Source organism: Ruegeria sp. AP11 (assembly GCF_056535865.1).
Genome location: NZ_JBQFJB010000001.1, coordinates 2,224,434 through 2,250,015 on the forward strand (window position 1 = coordinate 2,224,434; position 25,582 = coordinate 2,250,015).

The window sequence follows — 25,582 nt, forward strand, 5'->3', positions numbered from 1 at the left end:
CCTAACAGGACGCCATCAGGCGATAGACGATCTGGGCTGCAGTGAAATCCCACGCGGCATTGCCATTGGGGGCCAGTTCGACCACGTCGAACCCCACGCATTTGCGGCCCCTTAGCGCGTGTTCGACCAGCCGCAGCGCCTGATAATACCCCAGGCCTCCGGGGACGGGCGTGCCGGTCGCGGGCATCTGCGCCGGATCCAGACCATCGACATCGAAACTGACATAGACCAGTTCGGGGAAATCCTCGGGCAGGTCGACGGCGTGGATATGACCGGTCACCAGTTCCTCGGCATCGACGTGGAAGACATGGTTGCGCAGACGGCTTTGTGCCTCTTCTGTCGAGAAGGCACGCACACCGAATTGGGCCAGCCGGATGCCTTCCTCGGCCAGCAGATGCATGACCGAGGCATGAGAGTGTTTCTCGCCCTGATAGGCGTTGCGCAGGTCGGCATGGGCGTCGATCTGCACGATGCCGATGGGCTGGTTCAGCGCGCGCGCCACCCCCATCACTGCGCCGTAGCTGAGCGAATGCTCGCCCCCCAGCGTGACCGGCACCTTGCCCGCACGCACGGCGGCCTCGGTGCGTTGCGCAAGGCGTTCCATGATCTCGGGCAGGGCGGCGTCGCAATCCAGAGGTTCTTCGGTAAAAATCCCCTCGACACAGGGTTCGGCGTGGCCGGTGATGCGTTCCAGCTCGTTGCTGGCTTCGATGATTGCTTCGGGGCCCTTGGCGGTGCCAGAGCCGTATGAGACGGTACGTTCCAGCGGCACCGGGATTACCCGGAAGCGCGCGTCTTCAGTGCGCTCGGATGCGGTCAGTTCACTGTCGAGGAAAATGCTCATGAGAGTCTTTCTTTGAAGTCGTCATAGCCGAACTGCTTGATGATCTTCAGTTCGTCCGTTTCGCTGTTCCACAGGGCAATGGTGGGCAGGGGCACACCATTGAACGTGTTGGTCTTGACCATCGAGTAATGCGCCTGATCGAGGAAGGCAAAGCGTTGACCGATCTGCAATGGCTGGTCCCAAGTGTAGTCGCCGATCACATCGCCCGCCAGGCAGGAAGGACCACCCAGCCGGTAGGTGTGGCCCGCCTCGGCCTCGTCCAGCAGGGCGGGGCGATAGGGGGCCTCGATCACGTCGGGCATGTGGCAGGTGGCTGATATATCGGTGATCGCTAGGGTCATGCCATTGGTCGGCAGGTCGAGGATTTCACCAACCAGAATGCCCGCGTCCAGAGCCACCGCTTCGCCGGGTTCGAGATAGACGTCGATGTCATATGTTTCGCGGATATCCTTGAGGAACGCCACCAGCCCGTCGCGGTCATAGTCGTCGCGGGTGATGTGGTGGCCACCGCCGAAATTCAACCATTTGAGCTGGTCGAGGAAGGGTTTGAGTTTCGGCTCGACCGCAGCCCAAGTGCGTTGCAGAGGTTCGAACCCCTGTTCGCAGAGCGTATGCATGTGCAGGCCGTCGACCCCGTGCAGAGCTTCCGCAGTCAATTGACTGACCGGCGTTCCCAGCCGCGAACATGGCGCGCAGGGGTCGTATTTCGGTATCTCGCCTTCGGAATGTTCCGGGTTGATGCGCAGGCCGACCTGAACGTTTGCGGCTTGGGCCTTGGCGAGGAACCGGTCCTTTTGCGCCGGAGAGTTGAAGATGATGTGGTCGGACAGGGACAGGATGTCGTCGATATCCGCGTCTTTGTATCCGGCGCAGAAGGTTGCAACTTCGCCACCATATTCTTCGCGGCCCAGACGTGCCTCGTAGATACCACTGGCACAAGTGCCGCCGAGGTGCTGGCGAACCAAAGGGGCCAGCGAGAACATCGAAAACGCCTTAAGCGCGCCGAGCACATGCGCGCCTGAGCGGGCGCCGATATCGGATAGGATGGTCAGGTTGCGTTCGACCGCTTTTTCGTCGACCACGAAACAGGGCGTGGGAACGCGGGTCAGGTCGAAATTGCGGAAGGCTCCGGCATCTCCGGCCTGTGTGGTCATCATGTCGGACATATCCGGCGTCTCCGAGTTTTGGAGAGGCCAGGGGCGCTGCCCCCGGACCCCCGGGATATTATTAGCCAGATGGAGCTACGGCGGATCAGAATTCGACCGGGCCGTCGAGTTCGTGGACCTGCCAAGGAAGGCCGTGTTCGTTCAGCATGTCCATGAAATCATCCGGGTCGAGCTGTTCCATGTTCCAGACGCCGGGATCGCGCCAGTTGCCTTTCAGGACTTGCGCCGCGCCGATCATGGCGGGGACGCCGGTGGTGTAGCTGACGGCCTGGGAGCCGACCTCGGCGTAGCATTCCTCGTGGTCGCAGATGTTGTAGATGTAATAGGTTTTCTCGCCCGAGCCGTCCTTGGCCTGACCTGTGGCGATGTCACCGATGCAGGCTTTGCCCTTGGTCTCCGCGCCCAGATCGCCGGGATCGGGCAGCAGGGTTTTCAGGAACTGGATCGGGATGATTTCCTTACCGTCATGCATCACCGGATCGATGCGGGTCATGCCCACGTTTTCAAGCACTTTGGCGTGGGTGATGTAGGCATCGCCGAAGGTCATCCAGAAGCGAGCGCGCTCGATCTCGGGGAAGTGGGTCGAAAGCGATTCCAGTTCCTCGTGATACATCAGGTACATGTTCTTGAGGCCGATGGCGGGGAAGTCGAATTCGACCTTGTGGGTCATCGCCGGGCTGTGCTGCCACGCGCCATTTTCCCAGTGGCGCACTTCGGCCAGCACTTCGCGCAGGTTGATCTCGGGGTTGAAGTTGGTGGCGAATTCCTGATCGTTGCTGCCGCCATTGGCATCCAGCACGTCGATCTGACGGATCGTATCCAGCTTGTGCTTCTTCAGCCATTTGGCGAACACGCTGGTCACACCCGGATCGAAGCCCGAGCCGAGGATAGCGGTTAGCCCGGCCTCTTTGAACCGTTCCTGATAGGCCCACTGCCAGTGGTATTCGAACTTGGCCTCATCCTCGGGCTCATAATTCGCGGTGTCGAGATAGTGGATACCGGCCTCAAGGCAGGCGTCCATCAGCACCAGATCCTGATAGGGCAGGGCGAGGTTCACGAGGATCTCGGCCCCGGTGTCCTTGATCAGCGTCACGGTGTCCGCGACTTTGTACGCGTCCAGTTCGGCAGTCTTGATGTCGACGCCCACACGTTCTTTTACCGCTTTGGCGATGGCGTCGCATTTCGATTTCGTGCGGCTGGCCAGAGTGATTTCGGTAAAGATGTCCGAGTTCATCGCCATCTTGTGCACAGCGGCGTGGGATACGCCGCCTGCGCCGACAACCAGTGTTTTGCCCATGGTGTCTCTCCTCTTATTCGTAATAGGTGTAGCCGTTGATCGAGTCGCGGTAGGCGCTCATCAGGGTTTTGCGGTCCTTGGCTTTCAGAGTACCGGTCGAAATCGCCTCGTCCACCATTTTGCGGAAGGCGGCGACGCAATCCTGCGGGTCGAATTCAACATAGGACATGACCTGGGAAATCGTATCGCCCTCTTGTTCGTGCAGCAGGTCGAAGCCTCCGTCTGCGCGCAGGTCGATGGTGACCACGTTGGTATCGCCGAACAGGTTGTGCAGATCGCCCAGCGTTTCCTGATAAGCGCCGACGAAGAAAACGCCCATGAAGTATTCGTCGTCCTCGGGTAGGGAATGCACCGGCAGGCTGGGCGAGACGCCATCGGCCAGAATGAACCGGTCGATCTTGCCGTCGCTGTCGCAGGTGATGTCGGACAGCACCGCGCGGCGGTCGGGGGTTTCGTTCAGCCTTTGCAGCGGCACGATCGGGTGCAACTGGTCGATAGCCCAGACATCCGGAAGCGATTGAAACAGCGAAAAGTTGCAGTGGTAGATATCTGCTACCTTCTCAAGCTGGTCATCTAGATCGGTTTCCAGATCGTCACTGGCAGCCAGCGCCTTGAGGCGGGACATCAGCGACAGGTAGATGCGTTCGGCGCGGGCCATCTGCCGCAGGTCAACATAGCCGCGGCGGAACAGCGCGCGCAGCTCGTTGCGATAGAATGTGGCGTCGTTCCAGCATTCCTGCAACCGGTCGCTGGACAAATAACCATGCACGGCGGCAAGGTCCGAGACCAGATGGTGATCGTCCGCCTCAACCTCGGGGCCGTTGGGCGCGTCATAGAGTGTGCTTTCCAGCACATTGAACAGAAGCATCGAGGATGTCGCCACCACTGCGCGGCCGCTTTCGGTTACCAGCGTGGGATGGGCGATTTCGGCTTCGTCCATCGCGTAGGCGACGGTTTCCACCACGTTGGCGCAATATTCCTCAACCGTGTAGTTGATCGAGTTCTCTGCCGCCTTTTTCTCGCCGGTATAGTCCACGCCCATGCCGCCGCCGAGATCCAGATGGGTCAGCGGCACACCCTCACGTGTCAGTTCGGTGTAATAGCGGCACGCCTCGCCCACGGCGCGGCGCACGTCGTTGACGTCCTGCACCTGAGATCCCAGATGCGAGTGTTGCAGTTTCAGGCAATGCAGCAAACCGGCTGCTTTCAGCTTGTCCACCGTGGCGACCAGTTGGTCGGTATTCATGCCAAAGGCCGAGCGGTCGCCCGAGCTTTCTTCCCATTTGCCGCTGATCTGATTGGTCAGTTTTACCCGCACGCCGATCAGCGGTTCGATGCCCAATTCGTTATAAACCTCGATCACCGTGTCGGCCTCTTTCGGGCTTTCCAGCACGATGACAGTATTGAACCCGATTTTACGGGACAGGATCGCCAGTTGGATGAACTCGGCATCCTTGACGCCGTTGCAGACGATCAGCGCTTCGGGGGCCAGACGATGTGCCAGGGCCACGACCAGTTCCGGCTTTGATCCGGCCTCAAGCCCGTAATTGTAGGTCTTGCCGTACTCGACGATCCGGTCGACCACCTGCGCCTGCTGGTTTACCTTGATCGGAAAGACGCCGCGATAGCTGCCCTTGTACCCCACGCGCGCAATTGCCTCGGCAAAGCTTTCGTTCAGATGGGCGATTTCGTGTTCCAGATAGGATGTCACGCGCAGAACCATCGGGGCTTTGATGCCGCGGTCGTCCAGATCGCTGAGAATGCCGGGCAGGCTGATGGCGTCCGCCTCGGGCACCATCGGATTGCGCAGACCGATCTCGCCCTGCTCCGTCACCTCGATGAGGCCCCGGCCCCATTTCTCAACCCCGTAGATGGAATGCGGTGCGTCGGGCGTGTGTTTCAATCAAGTCGGTCCTTAACGTGAGCGTACCAGTTTCGCGCCCGCCAATACGGCAGCAGTTTGATTCTTCCAAGTGTAAACTATGTGACAGCGAATGCCGAATTTCATGCGAAAGAACGGATGGGGATCAGGTGGTTGTCCCATTGGCACCGGTTGCGCACAGTGATTTTATCCGTGCCCCGGTCAAGCGTACCGAACGCTCCGGTACCGGTTGTAAAGACCAATCCGTTCCGGCCAGCGCCCAGTCCACACACGTCGGTCTGAGCCACCGCGCCCGAAAACGCGCTGCTTTCGACGTCGAAATAGTGCAGCGTATCGCCGCGAGGGCAGGTGATCGCGATGGTGTCGCCGCTGGCCGCGAAGGCGATGCTTCCCGCGTATCCCTGCAATCTGCTCTGCCGATCCTCTGGCGCAGATAGCAATCGCGCTGTACCGCCCCGACGGTGCAGACCCAGCAGGGGCGGGTATTCAGTCTTTGCCCCCTGCCATTGCATGGCAAAGCCAACCAGACCGTCAGCCCGCACGCTCAGATGCCGAATTGAATTCTTGTGCAGTTCTGGTTGCAGGGTCACCTGTTCCAGAACTGAACCCGACAGGTCCAGATAGCTGAGCCGGGGTTCCATCACTGGCAGGTTTAGCTTGCTGCGCCCCATATCCGGGTGGGTCTCGATGCCGCCATTGGCGATGACCAGAGATTTGCCGTCCGGCATCAGCCGCATGTCATGCGGGCCGACGCCGCCCGAGGGGAATTCGCCCAACCGCTCGTAGCTGTTCCCGTCCCAGACGCCGATCACGCCTTCCCCGACTTCATAATCATTCTCGGTGGTGAAAAAGCACGCGGCGTCTGCCGAAAACACGCCGTGGCCATAGAAATGGCGTCCCGCCGGGGCCTGCAACTGACGCAGCTTTTCGCCGCTGGTGCAATCGATGACCAGCGCGAAAGTGCCGGGGCGGCGCGCAAAGGCAATTGCCTGTGCCTTGTGCGGGTGGGCTGCTGCGGCATGGCCCCGATCCGGCAGTGTCTGACTGAACAGGATTGTCCCTTCGGCGTCCAGCCCGGCCAAACGATAAGAGCCATCGGGAAACAGCGCCGCAGCAAGGTAATCTGGTGAGCCCGCGGCGGCCCATCCCCTAATCGGCGCGATGGTGGCGGCGGCCAGACCGGCGAGAAATCCGCGACGGCTGGTCATACCTCAGTCCCCGTCCAGCGAGTTGAAACCGGCGCTGATGCCAAGGGTCGGGCCAAGCTCGGTTGCGGCGATGGTGCGAATATCGTCGATCGACTGCTTTAGCGCTTCGACGCGGAAGCGGCCTTGCGGTTCTGCGACCCCGGCAAGGGCCGGATCATCCAGCCGCTCTGCCTGCGCAATCGCCTTTGCGAATGCCGCGTCCAGATCGGCGGCGATGTCAGGATGATCGAAGGACAGCCTTGCGGCCAGATCACGCAGGGCGATCAATGACAGTTCCACATGGCGCAGAGAGCGCTCGGACCGCCGCGCCTCGGCCCGTTTCGGGCGCGGCCGGTCGAAACTGCCAAGCGGGCGGCCAAGCCGTGTGTCCGAGGTAAATTGCAGGCCGGTGGTCAGCGCTTTGAACAGTTCCTGCATCGCTTCGTCGCCTGTACGATAAGGACTGTCTTCGCCCGGTACCGTCAGTTGCGGTGCGTAGCTTTGCCAATCGGCGTTGATGGTATCGGCGTTTCGGTCAATATCGGTGGTGATGGCGCGGATCAACGCGCAGCGATATGCGGCGCTGCCCTGTTCATCCATCGCAGGATCATAAAGCATCCGTTCCAGCGCAAAGAACCCCCGACCGGCGATTGAGGTCTCGGCGAAGGCATCCGGGTCTTTGATGGCCTCGTCTTCAGCGGCGATCAATCCGGACAGGGCTTTGGGCGTGAACCCCTTGGTGTCAGGCCAGAAGGCCAGAGCAAAGGCGCGATCATCGACCTCGGTCGGGCCGAAACGCAGGTGACTGGCAGAAATCCAGGTGTCGAAGGCTGCGTTATAGGCGGCGCGCAGCTCGGCAGAGGCGGGTGCGCAATCGGCCTGCGCCGCGTTCGACAACGCCTCGGTCGCCCCGGCCAGACCGGCAAAGCGTGGCAGGATGTGGCTTTCGGCCGCGTCCATCAGGATCGGCGCGCGGTCCTGCGCGTAACCCGCCAGCGGCAGCAACAGGGCGGTCACAAGCGATAGGGTGCGCATGTCAGAGGCTTTCCAGAAAACGGATCAGGGCGTCGCGGTCGGGTTTGGGCATCGACACCACGGTATCACGGGCCGCCTGCGCCTCACCCCCGTGCCAGAGGACCGCTTCGAGCAGCGAACGCGCCCGCCCGTCGTGCAGAAACTGGGTATGGCCGGACACCCGCTCGGTCAGGCCAATCCCCCACAGGGGCGGCGTGCGCCATTCGCGACCCGTCGCGCGCGACTCGGGCCGGTTGTCCGCCAGCCCTTCGCCCATGTCGTGCAGCAGCAGGTCGGTATAGGGCCAGATCAGTTGAAAACTGTGCTCGGGCCGGTCGGCCATGCGATGGGTGACATAGGCAGGCGTATGGCATGAGGCGCAGCCGGTGGTGTAAAATACCTCTTTGCCGCGCAGCACTTGCGGGTCATCGATGTCGCGCCGCGCAGGCACGCCCAGATTGCGGCTGTAGAAGGCGACGAGGTCCATACCGACCTGGCCAATTTCGCTGCCACGTGCATCATCGTCGCCATGCGGGGCGCTGATGCAATTGTTCTGTCGCGCCGTGCAGTCGCCATGGGGCGCGGGAAACAGCGGGCTTGAAATACCGATATCTCCGGCAAAGGCGGCGGCGGACTGCTCCATGATTGTGGGCATCCCCGCCTTATGACCAAAGCGGCCCATCATGGGGGCATCAAACTCGGTCGACCAGACGATATTGGGGCGACCCGAGATGCCGTCGCCATCCGCATCCCCGGGATCGGCCTTGGCCAGCAGATCCTCGACCGGGATCGATTCCAGCAGCCCAAGCCCGATCATCTGCGGTGCAACACGGGGGCTGAGCATCGCCTTGGGGTGAAGCGGGCCATAGCCCAGATCGGCGGCTTCATAAGTTGGTTGGCGCAGCGATGCGGTCTCGCCATCAGATAGCTCCACCTCAAGTTCCTCATAGGTGATGTCCAACCGGTATTCCGCCGGATGTCCCGCCAGCGCGAAATCCTGCATCTGCCCGCCATAGGTCGGTTCGGGCAAGGTGGCGATATAGCCGGCGATTTCAGCCGGGGCATCTTCGGGCGCGCCGGGGATCGAGACGCGCAGGAACATCGACACCGCATTGTCATCCGGCCCGTTCGGCGTATGCCCGCGCCCGTCCTTGATATGGCAGCGCTGGCAGGACCGGGCATTGTACAAAGGCCCCAGCCCATCTGACGCCAATGTCGACGAAGGCGAAGAGACCCAGATCTTCTTGAACAGCCCGTTGCCGACCTTAAAATCCAGTTCCTGTTCGAAACTAATATTGGCCGAAGGGTGCGAGAATGCATCCGCGTTAGAGCGCACGCGAACCGTGGCAGCCCCCGCCGATAGTGCCTCAAACGCCTGAGGAGCGCTGAAATCCACGGGCGCCGTCGTTGCCGCATCGATTCGGGCGCGTTCTTCATCAGTTCTGGGAAGAGTGTTGAGGTGGAGGTCCCGCAGCTCGGTTTCTGCGGATTCAGCCGCCTGTGCAGGGGCGGCCGCCAGTGCGGCCACCAAAATAAGGGCAAGCTTACCCGCCTTCGTCCATCTTGAATGTGTTGAGTTGCGCATGGCTGGCTTCGCCGATCCTTTCAAAGAGGTCGAACTGCGTTTCAAGGAAATCGATATGGCTCTCTTCATCCGACATCAAGTTCTCGAACAATGACATCGACTCATAGCCACCGGCTTCCCGGCAGTATTTGCGCGCTTCCTGGTAAATGGCTCTGGCCTCAGTTTCGGCGGCCAGATCGCGCCGGGGGCGTATTGGCCCCCGGGCAGGTTCAGGGCTTATTGGAATACCGCATTGGGATCATCCAGGCTGTCCGAGCCTTCGAACTCGATCTGGTCAAGCTCCAGCGTGGACACGATGCGCTCGATGGTCTTGGTCTGATCGACCAGCCCGTTAACGCCGCCCATGATCAGCGCTTCGCCGCCTTCGTTGCCGCGCTCCAGCATCTGATCATAAGCAAAACCGCCCTCGGCAGTCGATTTGATACGGCCCAGAGCCTGCATGGTGTTGGCCAGCTTCGCCTTCATCTCGATATCCAGCGCCGGGTCTGTTGCGGTGACCAGATCCGACAGCGATGCGCCCGAAACCGGAGTACCATCGATGCGGGTATAGCTGCCCAGATAGACGTTCTGGATACCAAGGCCATCATAGTAGTGGCTGTTATGGGTGTTGTCCGAGAAGCAGTCATGCTCTTCCTCGGGGTCGTTCAGCATCAGGCCAAGGCGCATACGCTCACCCGCCTGTTCGCCATAGGACAATGAGCCTATGCCGGTCAGAATGGCGCTGACACCGGCGGTTTCGTCTGCGGTCAGGGCCGTGCGGGCCTCACCATCTTCGGCCCACTGTGCGGTCATCCATTCCAGATCGCTGATCAGCAGTTCGGTTGCGGCGCTCAGATACTGGGCGCGGCGGTCGCAATTGCCATTTGTGCAGTCTTCACCCTGAACATAGTCGGTGTAGGGACGGTTGCCCGCGCCTGCGTCGTGGCCGTTCAGGTCCTGACCCCACAGCAGGAATTCGATGGCATGATATCCGGTCGCCACGTTGGCCTCGATCCCGTCCGCCTCGTGCAGCGTGTCGGACAGCAGCGCCGGGGTGATCTCGGCAGCGTCGATGGTTTCGCCCGACAGATCAAAGCTGGGGTTGGCGATGACGTTCAGAACGGCGAATTCGTTTTCATCGCTGGGGCCACCATACGAGGCGTCCACGTAATCGATCAGTCCTTCGTCCAGCGGCCAGGCGTTCACTTTACCCTCCCAGTCGTCGACGATGGCATTGCCAAAGCGATAGGCCTCGGTCTGCTGATAGGGGACGCGGGCTGCGATCCAGGCGGCGCGCGCGGCGTTCAGGGTTGCGTCCGACGGGCCGGAGATCAGCGCGTTCACCGCAGATTGCAGCGACTTTGCGGCGATCAGGCTGTCTTCGTATTTCGCTTCGGCGATGTTGGCATAAGTGCTCAGGACATCGGATTTTAAGGGCGCCTCGGCTGCGGCTGCACCTGCGATGGACAAGGTCAGGGCGCTGGTCGCGGCGTACAATCTGGTCATGGGGTTTGGTCTTTCTGAAATATCTGTTTGCGGGCCCTGCACCAAGGCAGAACGGACAGGGAATTACTTGATAGAATTAGTCAACAATGTCAACCTGAGTTTTATTGTCGGAAATACCTCCCAATTGAACCCCGCCATAAATGGGGAGGGCGGAAAGGCCGTGTCATTATTGCGTGACGCTACAAATTGGCTAAAATACGCGGTGTTTTTGGTGGTGATTGTTATGAAGAGTGTGGCCGTTTCTCTTTTTCTTCTTCCTGCCGGCTTGATGGCGCAGGAAGCCAGTTCATCCAGTACGCACACCCATCAGGTCGGGCGGTTAGAGATGTCGGTTTTGGGAAATGAGATCACGCTGGCCCTGAAAGTGCCCGGAACAGATATCGTAGGCTTCGAACATCCCACCTACAATGATGAGGACCGGTCGCGCGTTGCCGACGCGATCTCTGATCTGTCAAAACCGCTGACAATATTCGAGATCCCGCCCGAGGCCGGGTGTATGACCGCTTCGGCCAATGTGGCGCTGGTCGGGGATGCGTTCGGGCAGGAAGAACCGTCCGGGGACGGTGCAGACCATCACGAGTTTCACGCCGACTACCTGCTGCAATGTGAAGATATTGCGGTGCTGACAACAATTCGGTTTGCCTATTTCGAACGGTTCACGGACGCGCAGCAATTGACGGTTCAGCTTTCTTCGCCCGGTGGAACGCAGGATATTCAAGTGCAGCGGGATGCGCCTCTGATGACGTTGCCTTAAGCGCCGCGCCGCATTTGCCGGGCGATACACAGCGCCTCACAAATCTGAGACCTGAGCGAAAGAAGGTTGCCCCGCCGATGTGACGCGGGCAGGCTTGATGCGACGTCCAGCCGATCGGCGTTGGCGTGTCCGCGCACTGGCAAAACACTGATTTGAGCCACAAGATATGAACTTTCGCGATCTTCAATACGTTATTGCTGTGGCCGAGCATCAGAATTTTACGCGGGCCGCGCAGGCGGTGGCGGTCAGCCAGCCTGCATTGTCGAACCAGATCAGGAAGCTTGAGACCGAACTTGGGGTTGCGATTTTCGAGCGCGGCAAAGACGGCGTTCATCTGACCGGTTTTGGTCAGGAGCTGATTGCCCACGCTCAGCAGGTGGTCGAGATCGTGGATGGTATCGGAGACCTGGCGCGTCGCCACCAGACGACCGAGCTGCCGCCCATTCGTTTGGGCATGACACCGACCCTGGCTGCGTATCTGTCGCGCTATTTCCGCGCGCTGTTCGCGCAGGTGGCCCCGGATCGCAAGATCATCATCGTCGAAGAATATCCCGTCGCCCTGGCCAGGATGGTCGAGGATCGTTCCGTCGACATGGCCTTTATCGCACGCAAAAGCTTCGATCACATCTATCGCGGCTCAACCCGACCTTTGGATTTCACTTCGCTCTGGCTCGAACCGCTGTATCTTGGGATGCGCAAGGGCCACCCGCTGAGCCGCAGAACCAGTATCTGGGCGCATGAGGTTCCGGCGGATCAGTTGATCCGGTTTCCAATCTCCTTCGGCTATGATCTTGAGCAGGACCTGCCAAAGCCGTCTGAAACGGTGGCGGAAGAGACCGGCATTGACGTCACCACCGCCCGGTTTGAAACCGTGTGCCGCTATGTGGCGCAAAGCGAGGCCTGCACGATGGTCAATGCCATCGCTGCCGAACAGTTCAAACGCGACGGGTTTGGCCTGACCTTTCTGCCCTTCGATGACAAGGGGAACATGCGGGAACTGGGGGCGCTGACCCGGCCGCAGTATCCAGACCCCGAGATCATCGAGGCGATGGGCAAGCATATTCATCTGGACCCGCCGCAGGGTACCGTTGCATCGCGCAACGCGAATCTGGTCAAGAAACCGGTCCCTTCCGACTGCTGAAGCCCGGGTCTTATGATCTGGTATCGCCTGACGATGTCCGCGCATGTTCGCTGCAGGGCGTAACAAGGGCCAAACTATTTGTGAAAACCTGTCACCGAATAAGATTTCGGCACCTGCCCTATCGCATCAAGTATCAGTAAAACAACGAATAAAATTCCTTCAATCTCGCGGATCACGTGACTATTCGCGCAGGTTATACACCCCATTCGAAGGAAGAATTTCAAAAGGCTCTGCGCGATCGGCAACTGATGAGAACGCGGACAAACGGCCCCGGTTTGATGTCCGTCCGATTTGAACTCATGCAGGGAGATCCCCAATGCTTTCCGACTTTCTCGTATCCTTGCGCGCCAGATTGTTGACGACCTCGTCACTGGCCCAGGAAACTGTCCGCGACGGGCAGACACTGTCCAACGGATTCTTTCAGGCAACTGTCGTCGATAACACGCCAGCCTATCTGCTGGACAATGATTTTGCCCGACTTCTGAACTTTGGTCAGATCACCACCAACAACGCCGCAGCCGCCGTATCGGTCGAAGGTGAGGATGCACAGGTATTCAACTTCCGCACCGGCAGCATCGAGGCCAATTCGGGCCCAGACGCGCTGGCCACCGGCATTCAGGTCTCGGGCAGCGCCGATATCCGCAACTTCGGTGAGATTGCGGGTGAATTTAATGGCGTTCAGTTCGCGGGCGCAGGCAGCTCGGGCCGTCTGGACAACTTCCGTGGTGGAGTGATCTCATCCGACAGTCGCGCGGTGGACATTCAGGGCGAAGGCGTCAGCGTTCGCAACTTTGGTGACATTATCGGCACCGGAAATCAGCGCAATGGTACGATCTATACCAACTCGACCGCCGAGGATATCAGCATCAGCAACTTCTCGGGCGGTACCATCGACGCAGGCGTGGGCAACTTCGGTGCCGGTATCTCGCTGCAAGTGGGCGACGAGGCAGGCGACCGGGTGTCGAATGCCATTTTCAACGGTTTTGGCGCGACCATTCAGGGTCGTGGTCAGGAAGCGTCGAACACGCCGGGCGCTGGTGACGGTATTCGTATCAACAACGGGGCCGAGGGCACCATTGCCGAGATCGATATCAACAACAGCGGTCTGATCTCGTCCGACAGCAATCAGGGCACCGCAGGCGGTATCCGCATTGCCGATGGTGCCAATTCGGAAGGCCGCATCGTGAACACCTCGACCGGTGTGATCGAAGGCGCGCGCAATGGCCTGTACATCGGCAATGCCGAGCATGATCTGGATGTTCTGAACTTCGGCACCATCCAGTCGGGCAGCCGCGCGGTGAATATCGACGGCACCGGCGTGGATCTGATCAACGGTGGCGTCATTCTGGGCACCGACGATCTGCGCAACGGCACCGTTTATGCCGATGGCACGGCGGACGATTTCTCGGTCCGCAATCTGGCCAACGGCGTGATCGACGCGGGCGAGCACAATCAGGGCTCGGGCTTTGGGGTCGAGATTGGCGGGGCCGAGGATGGCACCAACACGTTTGAGCTGGACAATGACGGCATCATCATCGGTCGAGGCAATGCCGCTGCCAATGTTGGTCTGGCAGGCGACGGCGTGCGGATCGGCAATGTCGGCAATACCGGCACGACCGACGCCACCATCACCAACACCGGCACGATCCTGTCGGAAGGGGCCAACGGCACCGTTGCCGGTCTGCGCGTCGTCAATGGCGTGAACTTCAAAGGCACGTTGACCAATGCAGGCCTGATCGCGGGCATTCAGAACGGCGTGTATTTCGGAACCGGCGATCACTCTGGCGGTCAGTTCCTGAACACCGGCACCGTGTTCTCGGACAGCCGCGCGCTGAACATTGACGGGTTCGGTCTGGATGTGCGCAACGAAGGCGACATTCTGGGCGCTGGCAACCAGCGCAACGGGACCGTCTACGCCGACGGTACCGCCGACAATTATACTTTCACCAATACCGGTCTGGTGGATGCGGGACTTGGCAACAACGGCTCGGCCGTTTCGCTGCAAACCGGTGACGTGGATGGCGACGTGGTCTCGGCTGCGATCTTCAATGAAGGCACCTTCCAGGGGCGCGGCGATGCCATCGAAGGCAACCAGGTCGGCGACGGTCTGCGCCTGTTCAGCAATGTCGAAGACGCCAGCTTTGCCGGTCTGGTGCAGAATGACGGGCTGATCGCAGGTTCCCAGGACAGTGACGCAGCGGCGGGTATCCGTATCGACGGTGGTCTGAACCTTCTGGGTGCCATCGTCAACGAAGGTGAAATCTCGGGTCGGGTCAATGCGATTGACGCGACCGAGGCGGGCTCAGTGACATTCGTCAACGATGACGAAGGTGTGGTAAATGGTAATGTGTTGCTGAGTGCCGGAGACGACATCGTTGTGGACTTCGGTCGGATCAACGGTGTCGTCGACGGCGGCGCGGGGGATGACGTTCTGATCGCCGGTCAGGGTGACAACGTGATCGTCGGTGGCCTTGGAAACGACTTCATCGAAGGTGGCGAAGGTTTTGACACCGCAGATTTCTCGGATCTGGATGTGTCGGTCAAAGTCAGCCTCGATGCCAATGGCAACGGAACCGCCGTGCGTGACACCGGCTTCAACGTCAGTGTCGTCAACCAGACCGTGACCGCACCCGGCCAGTTCGGGTCGGCCATCGCGGATGGCGCTGCCTTTGTGGAGCAGGCTGCTGCAAACAACCTGTATTACAACATCCACACGACCGACTTCCCGGCTGGAGAGATCCGTGGCCAGTTGCTGGTTCAAAGCGACGAAACCGTGGACGGTATCCGCACCCTGACGCTCAGCGGTCCGCTGGATGCGGCGCAAGAGCCCGGGCCGCTGTCGGACAGCAATGCTACCGGCTTCGCCACGGCGGTCGTGGTCCAGAACCTGCATACCGGCGAGGTCACCTATTCCAGCGACCTGAGCGTCACCGGCCTGAACGAAGCCGATCTGCAAACCCCGATCCCGGGTGTTGTTTCAGCCATCCACCTGCATAATGCACCGGCTGGTCAGAACGGCCCGGTTGTTCAGGACACGCTGGTCGATGCAGGCGCGACGCTGGATGTGGACGCTACCGGCGGAACCGGTGTCATCGGCGAAGACGTCATCGACAACCAGATCGAGACGGACATCCTCAGCTCGATCGAACGGGTTGTCGGTTCGGGTGATAGCGACACGATTGACCTGTCGGGTTTTGACGGTGTGGCGATCGATCTGGATCTCAGTGGTCCGGTACCCAGCCCTCTGGTAGTCGGCGACGTAGGTCCGCAGGACGGTGCTATCATCCAGTTCGGCGAGGTCCTGGCCGAGGTCGATGACTTCGAAAACGTGATCGGGTCCGAGGGCGATGACCTGATCCTTGGCAACAACGAGTTCAACGTGCTCGACGGTGCCGGGGGTAACGATGTCATCCACTCGTTCGGCGGGGCGGATATCATCATCGGTGGCGCGGGCAACGACACCGCGCTGTTCTCGGCGGGGCCGGGCGTTGTTCTGGACCTCGACGAGGACGGCAACGGTATCGCCACGGTCAACGCGCCGGACGGGGCCACGCTGGATCAGGTGTACGGGTTCGAAAACATCAGCGGCTCGAACAATGTGAACAGCCCGAATGGCGGTAACGACATCCTGTCGGGTAACTCGGGCGACAACGTTCTGCGCGGTCAGGCCGGGGATGACATCCTGAATGGTGAGGGCGGCAATGATATCCTGATTGGTGGCGCCGGAGAAGACATCCTGATCTTCGAAGGTGAGTTCGGCAACGACGTGGTCGAGGAATACGAGACCGGCATCGACCGACTGGATTTTACCGATTTCGGACCGGATTTCCGCGACAACCTGACCATCGAACAAGACGGAAACGACGCGCTGCTGTCCTTCTCGTCCGACAACTCGGTGCGTCTGGTCGGCATCAATGCCTCGGATCTGACTGACGACGACTTTGTTGTCTGATCACTGACCCAATGGGGTGGCGCCGCAAGTCGCCACCCTTCCATCCTGAAAAGAGATCACCGTCATGTTTCAGAAAAAATCTTCCGTCAAAACAGCCTGGGCCTCGCTGCGGGGCGGCTTTATCGCCATCGGCTTTTTCAGCCTTGTCCTCAATCTTCTCATGCTCGCAGGTCCGCTTTACATGCTGCAGGTCTATGACCGTGTGCTGACCAGCCAGAACATGGATACCCTGATCGCCCTGACCCTGCTGCTGGGCGGTGTATTCATCGTCACTGGCCTGTTGGATCTGATGCGGATGCGCATCCTGAACCGGCTGGGGGCCCGGTTCGAACTGAAGATCGGTGCGCCGCTGCTGCAGGCCTCGATCCGCCGCCGTCTGCAGGGCAATTCCTCGGCCGCAGACAACCCGGCCGCGGATATCGCCGGACTGCGCGATTTCATCTCGGGGGCCACGTTGATCGCGTTTTTCGATGCACCGTGGATTCCGATCTATCTGGCGGTGCTTTACATGTTGCACCCCTACCTGGGCGCGCTGGGCCTTGCCGGGGCGCTGATCCTTACAATTCTGGCCCTGATCAACAACGCGCGCGCCGCTGGCGTCATGCAGGACGCATCCCGCGCGCGCGGCAGGTCCGACGCTTTGTTCACCACAAGTGAGCAAAATGCAGAGCTTGTCCATGCGATGGGGATGAATGGTGATCTCGCCCGTCGCTGGACAGCTCTGCAACACGAGGCGCACGGGTTGAAGACCCGCGTATCTGACCGGATCGCCAGCTTTTCTGTTTTGTCCAAAACAATCCGCATGGCGCTGCAGTCGGGCATGTTGGGGCTGGGTGCGGCGCTGGCCATCACCGGACAGGCCACGGCGGGTATGATGATCGCCGCGACCATCGTTCTGGCGCGTGCCCTGGCCCCTATCGATCAGCTGATCGGCCAGTGGCGCGGCCTTCTGGCGGCACGTGGGTCCTACAAGAACCTGCGAACCCTTGACGAAGCCTTTCCCGCAAAGCCCAAACGGCTGGCACTGCCGCGCCCGCAACTCTCGGTCAATGCTATGATTTCTCAGGCCGGGCCGCCATTGGCCCGCAACGCCACCATCGGGGGTATCGAGTTCGCCCTATCGGCGGGGGACGTGATGGCCGTGATCGGCCACAGCGGCTCGGGCAAGAGCACATTGGCGCGGATGTTGGCGGGCATCTGGACCCCTCAGCGCGGCGCGATCCGGCTGGACGGGACGCCGATGGCAAAGTGGGACCCGCAGGAACTGGGTCAGATGATCGGGTACATGCCGCAGGATGTGCAGCTGTTCGACGGCACGATCCGCGAAAACATTGCGCGGTTTTCGACCTCGGTCGACGACGCCAAGGTGTTCGAGGCCGCCGTGGCCGCCGATGTGCATGGACTGATCAGCAACCTGCCCGATGGCTATGACACGCAACTGGGCAACGGGTTCCACCTGTCCGGTGGTCAACGCCAGCGCATTGCCCTGGCGCGCGCACTGTATGGCGATCCGTTCATTCTGGTGCTGGATGAGCCAAACTCGGATTTGGACGCGCAAGGCGAGCTTGCCCTGCGCAACGCCATCAGCGCTGCCAGCGCACGGGGGGGCATCACATTCGTAATGACCCATCGTCCCAGTACCTTGCAGGCGGTGAACAAGGTCCTGACGCTGAGCAAGGGATCGCAGACCGGCTTTGGCGACAAGGACGAAATTCTGCGCCCGCGCCAGCAAACCGGCCTGCCGTCGAAGGATCACCCTCAGATCGCCGCGCGTCAGGCGCAGCCAGCCATTCAGCAAGGAGCAACCCAATGACTCCCGCAATTTACAAAGCACCCGAACACGGCCTTTTGCGGCTGGAAGACTATAATCGCGCCGAGCAAAGGCTTCCCGGTGCGGGTATCAGGGGCTTCGTGATCCTCGGCCTGCTGATCGTGGCCGGTTTTGTCGGGGGCTCGGTCTATTGGGCCGCTGCCTCGAAACTCGACGGTGCGGTCGTGGCCCCGGCGTCTTTTGTGGTCGAGGGCAATCGCAAGACGGTTGAACATCTGGACGGCGGCATCGTGCGCCGGATTCTGGTCACCGATGGCGATGTGGTCCAGGCCGGGCAGACGCTGGTTGAACTCGACAGCACCGATCTGGATGTCAATCTGGACGTGATCAAAAGCCAGTTGGGCGAACTGAGCGTGCGCCGCGCCCGTCTGATCGCGCAAATCCGTGCTGAGGGCCGGTTTGAGCGTGCAGACGTCGCCGATTTGATGCGCGTTGCTATGGACAGCCGCGACTGGGACGACGCCTTCCTGACCCAGAAACTGCTGTTCGATGCCGAAATCCGCACACGCACTGCCGAGCGGAATCTGCTGGATCAGCAGATCGCAAATCTGCGGGATCAGATCGCGGGGCTGCAGGCTCAGCGTCAGGCCAACGACCGCCAAATGGACATCACCCGCGAAGAACTCGGCAATCTGGAGACCTTGCAGGGCAAAGGGTTGGTCGCGGCCAACCGCGTCAACAGCCGCCGGGTCGAGGTTGAACGCTTGATCGGAGTCGAAGCCTCTCTGACCACGCAAGAGGCGCAGGCGCGCAACCGGATCAGCGAGCTGCAACTGACCAGCATCGGCCAACAAACCCAGCGCGCCGAGGCGGTCTCGACCGAATTGGCACAGGTCGAAGCGCAGTTGGCCACGCTTGTACCTAAATATGTAGGGGCCACAGAGCGCCGCAAGCGCGTTGCGGTCACGGCTCCGGTCAGCGGGCGGGTGGTGGGCCTGACGGTCTTTACCTCGGGCGGCGTTGTCCGCCCCGGCGAGCCCATTCTGGATATTGTCCCGGCCGATCAGCCCCTGATCGTCGAGGCGCGGGTGAACACCGCCGATATCGAGAAGCTGTTCGTCGGTCAGTCAACCCGCGTGCGCCTGTCGGCCTTTGATCAGGGCGAAGTGCCCGAGGCGACCGGCAGGATCACCGATATCTCGGCAGACAGTCTTGAGGATGACCGCACCGGGCAGCCCTATTATCTGGCGCAGATCAGGCTGGATGCGGCGCAGCCCGAACAAGTGGCGTCGCTGGAACTTGTTCCGGGGATGCCTGCGGACCTGTTTGTGAACACCGGCGAACGCACCGCGCTCAGCTATCTGGCGCAACCGCTGCGGGAACGTCTGGCGCGAACCTTCATCGAATAATCCCAAAGCCGCCGACAACCCTGCCGGCGGCCTTCTTAACCGCGTACTAACGCCTTTTGCAGGGCGTAGTACGAGTCTTTGGGTTTTCGCTCCAGCGTTTCGAAATCCACATCAACCAGCCCGAAACGCTTGTCATACCCAAATGACCATTCGTAATTGTCGAGCAGCGACCAGACGAAATATCCTTTGACCGGAACCCCGTGGTCCTGCGTCTTTCGAACCTCGGCCAGATGCAGGTCAAGATAGTTGATCCGGTCCTGATCCTGTTGCCGCTCTGCACTCGCCATGCCGTTTTCGGTGACATAGATCGGCAGGTCGCCGGTATGGTCCTTTGCGGTTCGGATCAGAAAGCGCGAGAGGGCGGCAGGGTCGATCTCCCACCCCATCTGCGTTTTGGGCAGCGGGCCGGGCACCTCTTGCAACGAAGGCCATGGGCTGTCGGCGGGCGCGATCAGCTTGCGGGTGTAATAGTTCAGGCCGCACCAATCGACGGGCGTGCCAATTGTTTCGAAATCGTCCTGCCAGCCTTCGGGCAGATGGCGTTCGAGGCCTTCCAGAACGTCCTTGGGGTAGGCTTTGTTGAAAACGCCGCCCAGAAAGAAGCGGTTGTAGATCCCGTCATAAAGCGTCGCGGCGGCCTGTGCCCCGGTGCTGTTGTCGGCGGGATCGGCCCATTCCAGATTGAACACGGCGCCCAGATTGGACATGCCGAGGCCGCGCATGGTCTGGATCGCATGGCCATGCGCCAACAACACGTGATGCATTGCACGAGCGGTGGCGCGGATATCGCGCAGACCGGGGGCATGGTGCCCCTCGAAATGGCTGAGCCAGCTGACGCACCACGGCTCGTTTATGGGCGCGACACTGTGCATCCGGTCGCCAATGCGCCCCATGAGGACCTGCGTGAAATCGGCGAACCAACCCGCGATATCGCGATTGCGCCAGCCGCCCAGATCGGCCAGCGGCGAGGGCAGTTCCCAGTGATAGAGCGTGGCGCAGGGCTTGATGCCGCGTTCCAACAGCGCATCGGCGAGGCGGTCGTAAAAATCCAGCCCCTCTTGGTTCACCGGACCGCGCCCTTCGGGCAGAACCCGCGCCCAACTGGTGGAAAACCGGTAGCAATCAAATCCGGCCTCCCGGATCAGGTCGAAATCCTGCTCGAACCGGTTGTAGTGATCGCAGGCCAGATCCCCGTTCTCCGCGTTTGCCACATTGCCTGGCGTGGCGGCAAAACTGTCCCAGTGGGTCGCCCCGGCTCCCCCCTGTGCGTGCCCCTCGATCTGATAGGACGACGTTGCTACGCCAAACATGAAATCTTGCGGGAAATCTGAGCGTTTATGTTTCATATCAAGACCTTCGCGGTGCCGGCCCGGTCGAGTTGCCGACAACCAGCTCAGCCTCCAACAGGCGTGTTTTTGGTGGATCATTGGGTGCGTTGATCCGTTCGATCAGCATTTCAGCAGCCAGCTCTCCGGCATGTCTGACGGATGAGCGTGTTGCGGTGAAAATCGGCACGTCCTGCCCGTTGCGCATGTAGGACAGTTCGTCGTCATGCGCGATGACCGAGATATCGCGGCCCATCTTCAACCCGTTGTCTTCCAATGCGCGCCGGACACCGACTGCCGAGATGATGGAAGAGGCCAGAATGGCGGTGGGCGGGTCGGCAAGTTGCAGCATTTCACAGGCGGTTTGGTGGCCGTAAATCTCGGTCATTTCGGCGCTGCGCAGCAAGGCCGGATCGGGGGTGACCCCGGCCCCGGCAAGCGCTGCCAAATAGCCGTTTCGACGGCGCTGGGCAAAGTCCATCTCCTCAAGGCCATTGATCAGCGCGATCCGGCGATGGCCCAGATCGATCAGAAACCGCGTTGCACGCTCGAAAGAGCGTTGGTTGTTCACGTCTATCCAATCATACGGCATGTCGGCCCCGGTCGAACGGCCATGCACGATGAACGGCACCCCCATCCGGGACAGCACGGAAATCCGTGGCTCATGCACCTTGGGGCCTTGCAGCACGACGCCGTCCACGGCGCCGCGGTTGAACAGGCTGCGATAGGACGCCTCGATCGAAGTGTCGGTCGCGTGGGTGAACATCATGTCATAATTGTTCTCGGCGTATTTTCGGGCTGCGCCGGCAACGAAATCCCCGAAGATCGGATTCACCATCTCGTGCCGCGATGAGGTGGGAATCACATGACCGATCACCATGGAGCGTCCCGTCGCCAGCCCCTTGGCGCGGCTGTTGGGGCGATATCCATGCTTGTCTGCGGCGGCCTGAACCCGGATGCGCGTGTTCTCATTCACCTCGGGATAGCCGTTCAGTGCGCGGCTGACGGTTGTCTGAGAAAGACCAAGGATTTCCGAGAGTTTCTTAAGGTTCATGCTTTTCAAAGCGCCTTCAAATTTGGACAGTTTTTTTAATGTTGCGATTTTCTGCCTCCGTCAAGTTGTTTTGAGAATATCCGCAAGAATATTATATTATTGGGGTTCGGGTTGCAGGATGTTGACTCAATTTGAATGTTAGCGCATAAACAGCGCCATTCAAAGCGCTTTGAAAAATGAGTCCAAGATTGCGCTGAGAGAATTGGGAGGAGAATTGATGAAACACTCGCTTTACGCAGGCGCGGCCACGTTCGCCCTGATGGCGGGCGCGGCACAGGCCGACAAGGTCACTGTGTTCGGGCCATGGCTGGGGCCGGATCAGGAAAACGTCGAGGCGGTGCTGGATGGCTTTGCCGCCGCGACCGGGCATGAATATGCCTATGTCGGATCGGACAGTTTTGAACAGCAGATCAGAATCGATGCCGAGGCCGGTTCAGCGCCGAATGTGGCGGTCTTCCCACAGCCGGGCCTTGCGGCGGACATGGCCAAGTCTGGTTTTCTGACCCCGTTGAGCGACAGCACCGGCGATTGGATTCGTGACAATTATGCCGCCGGTCAGTCCTGGGTCGATCTGGGAACCTATCCGGGCGCGGACGGTCAGGATCATCTGTATGGCTTTTTCTACAAGGTCGATGTGAAGTCGCTGGTCTGGTACGTGCCCGAGAATTTCGAGGATGCGGGTTATGAAGTGCCGATCACAATGGAAGAGCTCAAGGCGCTGACCGATCAGATCGTCGCCGACGGAGAGACGCCTTGGTGCATCGGTCTGGGCTCTGGTGGTGCGACCGGCTGGCCCGCGACGGACTGGGTCGAGGACATGATGCTGCGCACCCAGTCGCCTGAAGATTATGACGCCTGGGTCGCGAACGAGATGAAGTTCAATGATCCCAAAGTGATCGAAGCCATCGAAGAATTCGGCGCCTTCGCGCGCAATGACGACTATGTTGCAGGTGGCGCCGGTGCGGTGGCGACCACTGATTTCCGCGACAGCCCCAAGGGCATGTTCAGTTCACCGCCGCAATGTTACCTGCACCGTCAGGCATCATTCATCCCCGCCTTCTTCCCCGAAGGCACTGTTGTGGGTGAGGACGCCGATTTCTTCTACTTCCCAGCTTATGAAGGCAAGGATCTGGGCAGCCCGGTACTGGGGGCCGGCACGCTGTGGGCGATTACCAACGACAGCCCTGCCGCGCATGATTTGATTGCTTACCTGCAATCCCCCGAGGCGCACGAAATCTGGATGCAGCTGACCGGTTTCCTGACGCCCCACAAAGGTGTCGATACCTCATTGTTCTCGGACCCGACGCTGAAGAAGATGAACGACATCCTTCTGGGTGCGACCACCTTTCGGTTTGACGGGTCCGACCTGATGCCGGGTGGCGTAGGGGCCGGGACCTTCTGGACCGGCATGGTCGATTACACCGGCGGCAAGTCCGCTCAGGACGTGGCCGACGAAATTCAATCCTCCTGGGATGCGCTGGATTAAGCGCGTCTGAGAGCGGACGGCCCGTACGCCGGGCCGTCCATTCCCCTTCACAACGGAGAGCGTCATGCATCCGGCATTTCAAGGCCTGCTGACCATCGCCATCGGCGTGTCGGGCTGTGTGGGCTATTTCTATCTGTCGAACCAGTTTCTGGACAAGGTTCTGTTCCCGGCGCGCGGCCCGAATGCGGGGCGCAATATCAACCGCGCCAACATGATCCGGCCCTGGCTGTTCCTGTTTCCCGCGATGCTCGCGCTGGGCCTGTATCTGGCTTATCCGGTGTTTGAAACGCTGCGCCTGTCACTGACCGATCGCATTCCCGGGGGCGGTTACGAATGGGTTGGCCTTGAGAATTATCGCCAGATGGCGGCCGAGCCGAAATTCTGGGAGGCCATGCGCAACAACATGCTCTGGCTGATCGTGGTTCCGGCGATGTCGACCGCGTTCGGGCTGCTGGTGGCGCAACTGACCGACCGTATCCGTTGGGGCAACGTGGCCAAGGCGCTGATCTTCATGCCGATGGCAATCTCGTTCGTCGGGGCCTCGGTGATCTGGAAACTGGTCTATGACACAAGACCAGCGGAACAGGATCAGATCGGCATTCTGAACGCGCTTTATATCTTCTTCGGCGGTACCGAGCCGCAGACATGGCTTACGATCCCGTTCTGGAACAGTTTCTTCTTGATGATCGTTCTGGTCTGGATTCAGACCGGGTTTGCCATGGTCATCCTATCTGCCGCCTTGCGCGGTATCCCCGAGGAAACCATCGAGGCCGCCATTCTGGACGGCGCCAACCCGTTCCAGATTTTCTTCAAGATCAAGGTGCCGCAGATCAAGACAACCATTCTGGTGGTGTGGACGACGATCACGATCACCGTTCTCAAGGTCTTCGACATCGTATTCGCCATGACCAACGGGCAATGGGAAACGCAGGTGTTGGCCAATTACATGTTCGACAAGCTGTTCCGCGCCAATGACTGGGGTGTCGGGTCGGCCTCGGCCATGGTGATCATGTTGCTGGTGACACCGATCCTGATCTGGAACGTGCGCAATGCGCGCCAAGAGATGAAGTAGGGGGCTGGCATGAACGATATTGCAGGAACCAAACCGGCCCTCAGATGGGTGGTCCATGCCTCGGTCGTATTACTAGTGGTATTGTGGGTGTTTCCGACGCTGGGTCTGCTGATCTCGTCCTTCCGAACGGCGGATCAGATTGCGACCAGCGGCTGGTGGCGCTCGCTGTTTCCGTCCGAGCAGAACCTGACCCTGCGCAGCGCCGCGCCCGAGACGCAGGTGCTGGAAAACGGGCTCTATGTGATCGAGGGCAACCTGTTTGATGCGGGCGTGACGGCCAAAATCTCGAATTGGGGCGTCAGTTCTCGTGCCATCGATGCGTTCAAACCGGGTGAGGTGGCCGAGTTGCGCAAGGGCGGGACGATCACGGTTGACGCCGATGGCAATTACCGGATGGAGAACACCGAGGAATTTTCGGGCAGTCGCGGCGTGCGTGTCTTTGTGACCGCCGAGTTGCCGCCTGAATTCACGTTGCAAAACTATCATAAGGTGCTGCTGGCCGAAGACAGCACCGACAGCATGGGCAAGGCCTTTTTCAATACACTCACGGTGACGATCCCGGCAACGATTATCCCGATCCTTGTCGCCGCTTTTGCAGCCTATGCGCTGGCGTGGATGGATTTCCCGGGTCGTGCCCTGCTGATCGCAGCGGTGGTTGGTCTGTTGGTTGTGCCGCTGCAGCTGGCGCTGATCCCGCTGCTGAAACTTCACCTGAGCGTCGGTATTCCCAAGGGATATCTGGGCGTGTGGCTCGCGCATACCGGATTTGGGATGCCGCTGGCGATCTATCTGCTGCGCAACTACATGGCCGGGCTGCCCCGCGACCTGATCGAGAATGCGCGGGTCGATGGAGCGACAGAGTTCCAGATTTTCACCAAACTAATCCTGCCGCTCAGCTTTCCAGCCTTGGCCTCGTTCGCGATCTTCCAGTTCCTGTGGACATGGAACGATCTGCTGGTCGCCAAGGTGTTCCTGATCGATGCGACCGGCCAGACCACGGTGATGACCAACCGCATCGTCGAGTTGTTGGGCACGCGCGGCGGCAACTGGGAAATTCTGGCCACGGCGGCGTTCGTATCGATTGCGGTCCCGCTGGTAGTCTTCTTTGCAATGCAAAAATATCTGGTCCGCGGTTTGCTGGCCGGGTCTGTCAAATAA

At 60.2% G+C, this 25,582-nt stretch carries 19 protein-coding genes; 8 read left to right on the forward strand and 11 right to left on the reverse strand.

What is annotated here, in order from left to right:
* Window position 1: 1 nt before the first annotated feature.
* The 9 genes from speB to ACR3E4_RS11295 form a co-directional block, all read right to left on the reverse strand.
* Window positions 2-844, reverse strand: a complete 843-nt coding sequence (gene speB, locus ACR3E4_RS11255) for an agmatinase (RefSeq protein ID WP_480535532.1) — start codon at window positions 842-844, stop codon at window positions 2-4.
* A complete protein-coding gene (gene nspC, locus ACR3E4_RS11260; RefSeq protein ID WP_480535531.1) occupies window positions 841-2,010 on the reverse strand; it encodes a carboxynorspermidine decarboxylase in 1,170 nt (389 codons plus the stop codon). The genes speB and nspC overlap by 4 nt, the downstream gene beginning before the upstream one ends.
* Window positions 2,011-2,095: 85 nt before the next feature.
* Window positions 2,096-3,307, reverse strand: a complete 1,212-nt coding sequence (locus tag ACR3E4_RS11265; protein WP_480535530.1) for a saccharopine dehydrogenase family protein — start codon at window positions 3,305-3,307, stop codon at window positions 2,096-2,098.
* A 13-nt stretch (window positions 3,308-3,320) separates the two neighbouring features.
* On the reverse strand, window positions 3,321-5,210 hold the full coding sequence (gene speA, locus ACR3E4_RS11270; RefSeq protein ID WP_480535528.1) for a biosynthetic arginine decarboxylase: 1,890 nt from the start codon (window positions 5,208-5,210) through the stop codon (window positions 3,321-3,323).
* Window positions 5,211-5,311: 101 nt separating this feature from the next.
* Entirely contained in the window at window positions 5,312-6,397 is a 1,086-nt protein-coding gene (locus ACR3E4_RS11275) for a DUF1513 domain-containing protein (RefSeq protein WP_480535527.1), read from the reverse strand.
* A gap of 3 nt (window positions 6,398-6,400) precedes the next feature.
* On the reverse strand, window positions 6,401-7,411 hold the full coding sequence (locus ACR3E4_RS11280; RefSeq protein ID WP_480535526.1) for an imelysin family protein: 1,011 nt from the start codon (window positions 7,409-7,411) through the stop codon (window positions 6,401-6,403).
* A gap of 1 nt (window position 7,412) precedes the next feature.
* Window positions 7,413-8,918: a di-heme oxidoreductase family protein gene (locus ACR3E4_RS11285; RefSeq protein WP_480535525.1), complete on the reverse strand. Its 1,506-nt coding sequence runs from the start codon at window positions 8,916-8,918 to the stop codon at window positions 7,413-7,415.
* Between the two features lie 16 nt (window positions 8,919-8,934).
* On the reverse strand, window positions 8,935-9,201 hold the full coding sequence (locus ACR3E4_RS11290) for a ferritin-like domain-containing protein (protein ID WP_480567107.1): 267 nt from the start codon (window positions 9,199-9,201) through the stop codon (window positions 8,935-8,937).
* Window positions 9,192-10,460: an imelysin family protein gene (locus tag ACR3E4_RS11295; RefSeq protein ID WP_480535524.1), complete on the reverse strand. Its 1,269-nt coding sequence runs from the start codon at window positions 10,458-10,460 to the stop codon at window positions 9,192-9,194. Before ACR3E4_RS11295 ends, ACR3E4_RS11290 begins: the two co-directional genes overlap by 10 nt.
* On the opposite strand from ACR3E4_RS11295, the gene ACR3E4_RS11300 reads away from it, so the two are divergent.
* The 5 genes from ACR3E4_RS11300 (at window position 10,417) to ACR3E4_RS11320 (ending at window position 19,487) form a co-directional block, all read left to right on the forward strand.
* Window positions 10,417-11,214 (forward strand): ZrgA family zinc uptake protein, encoded by a 798-nt coding sequence (locus ACR3E4_RS11300; RefSeq protein WP_480535522.1) that lies wholly within the window; start codon window positions 10,417-10,419, stop codon window positions 11,212-11,214. The two genes, ACR3E4_RS11295 and ACR3E4_RS11300, sit on opposite strands and share 44 nt — an antisense overlap.
* A gap of 166 nt (window positions 11,215-11,380) precedes the next feature.
* Complete coding sequence (locus ACR3E4_RS11305; protein WP_480535521.1) at window positions 11,381-12,355, forward strand: LysR family transcriptional regulator; 975 nt, start codon at window positions 11,381-11,383, stop codon at window positions 12,353-12,355.
* A 316-nt stretch (window positions 12,356-12,671) separates the two neighbouring features.
* Window positions 12,672-16,307, forward strand: coding sequence for a CHRD domain-containing protein (locus ACR3E4_RS11310; protein ID WP_480535519.1), 3,636 nt, complete (start codon window positions 12,672-12,674; stop codon window positions 16,305-16,307).
* Window positions 16,308-16,371: 64 nt separating this feature from the next.
* Complete coding sequence (locus tag ACR3E4_RS11315; protein ID WP_480535518.1) at window positions 16,372-18,120, forward strand: type I secretion system permease/ATPase; 1,749 nt, start codon at window positions 16,372-16,374, stop codon at window positions 18,118-18,120.
* On the forward strand, window positions 18,117-19,487 hold the full coding sequence (locus tag ACR3E4_RS11320; RefSeq protein WP_480535517.1) for an HlyD family type I secretion periplasmic adaptor subunit: 1,371 nt from the start codon (window positions 18,117-18,119) through the stop codon (window positions 19,485-19,487). Before ACR3E4_RS11315 ends, ACR3E4_RS11320 begins: the two co-directional genes overlap by 4 nt.
* Before the next feature lie 35 nt (window positions 19,488-19,522).
* Here ACR3E4_RS11320 and ACR3E4_RS11325 read toward each other — a convergent pair whose 3' ends face one another.
* Both ACR3E4_RS11325 and ACR3E4_RS11330 read right to left on the reverse strand, forming a co-directional pair.
* Window positions 19,523-20,833, reverse strand: a complete 1,311-nt coding sequence (locus ACR3E4_RS11325; RefSeq protein ID WP_480535515.1) for a GH1 family beta-glucosidase — start codon at window positions 20,831-20,833, stop codon at window positions 19,523-19,525.
* A gap of 1 nt (window position 20,834) precedes the next feature.
* The gene (locus tag ACR3E4_RS11330; RefSeq protein WP_480535513.1) at window positions 20,835-21,866 is read right to left on the reverse strand and encodes a LacI family DNA-binding transcriptional regulator; all 1,032 of its coding nucleotides are present in this window, start codon (window positions 21,864-21,866) and stop codon (window positions 20,835-20,837) included.
* A gap of 217 nt (window positions 21,867-22,083) precedes the next feature.
* Between ACR3E4_RS11330 and ACR3E4_RS11335 the strand changes: the two genes are divergently transcribed.
* The 3 genes from ACR3E4_RS11335 to ACR3E4_RS11345 all read left to right on the forward strand — a co-directional run bounded on the left by ACR3E4_RS11335 (window position 22,084) and on the right by ACR3E4_RS11345 (window position 25,582).
* Window positions 22,084-23,352 carry an ABC transporter substrate-binding protein gene (locus tag ACR3E4_RS11335; RefSeq protein ID WP_480535511.1) on the forward strand — a complete coding sequence of 423 codons (1,269 nt, stop codon included), beginning with the start codon at window positions 22,084-22,086 and terminating at the stop codon, window positions 23,350-23,352.
* Window positions 23,353-23,416: 64 nt separating this feature from the next.
* A complete protein-coding gene (locus tag ACR3E4_RS11340) occupies window positions 23,417-24,424 on the forward strand; it encodes a carbohydrate ABC transporter permease (protein WP_480535510.1) in 1,008 nt (335 codons plus the stop codon).
* A 9-nt stretch (window positions 24,425-24,433) separates the two neighbouring features.
* Complete coding sequence (locus tag ACR3E4_RS11345; RefSeq protein ID WP_480535508.1) at window positions 24,434-25,582, forward strand: carbohydrate ABC transporter permease; 1,149 nt, start codon at window positions 24,434-24,436, stop codon at window positions 25,580-25,582.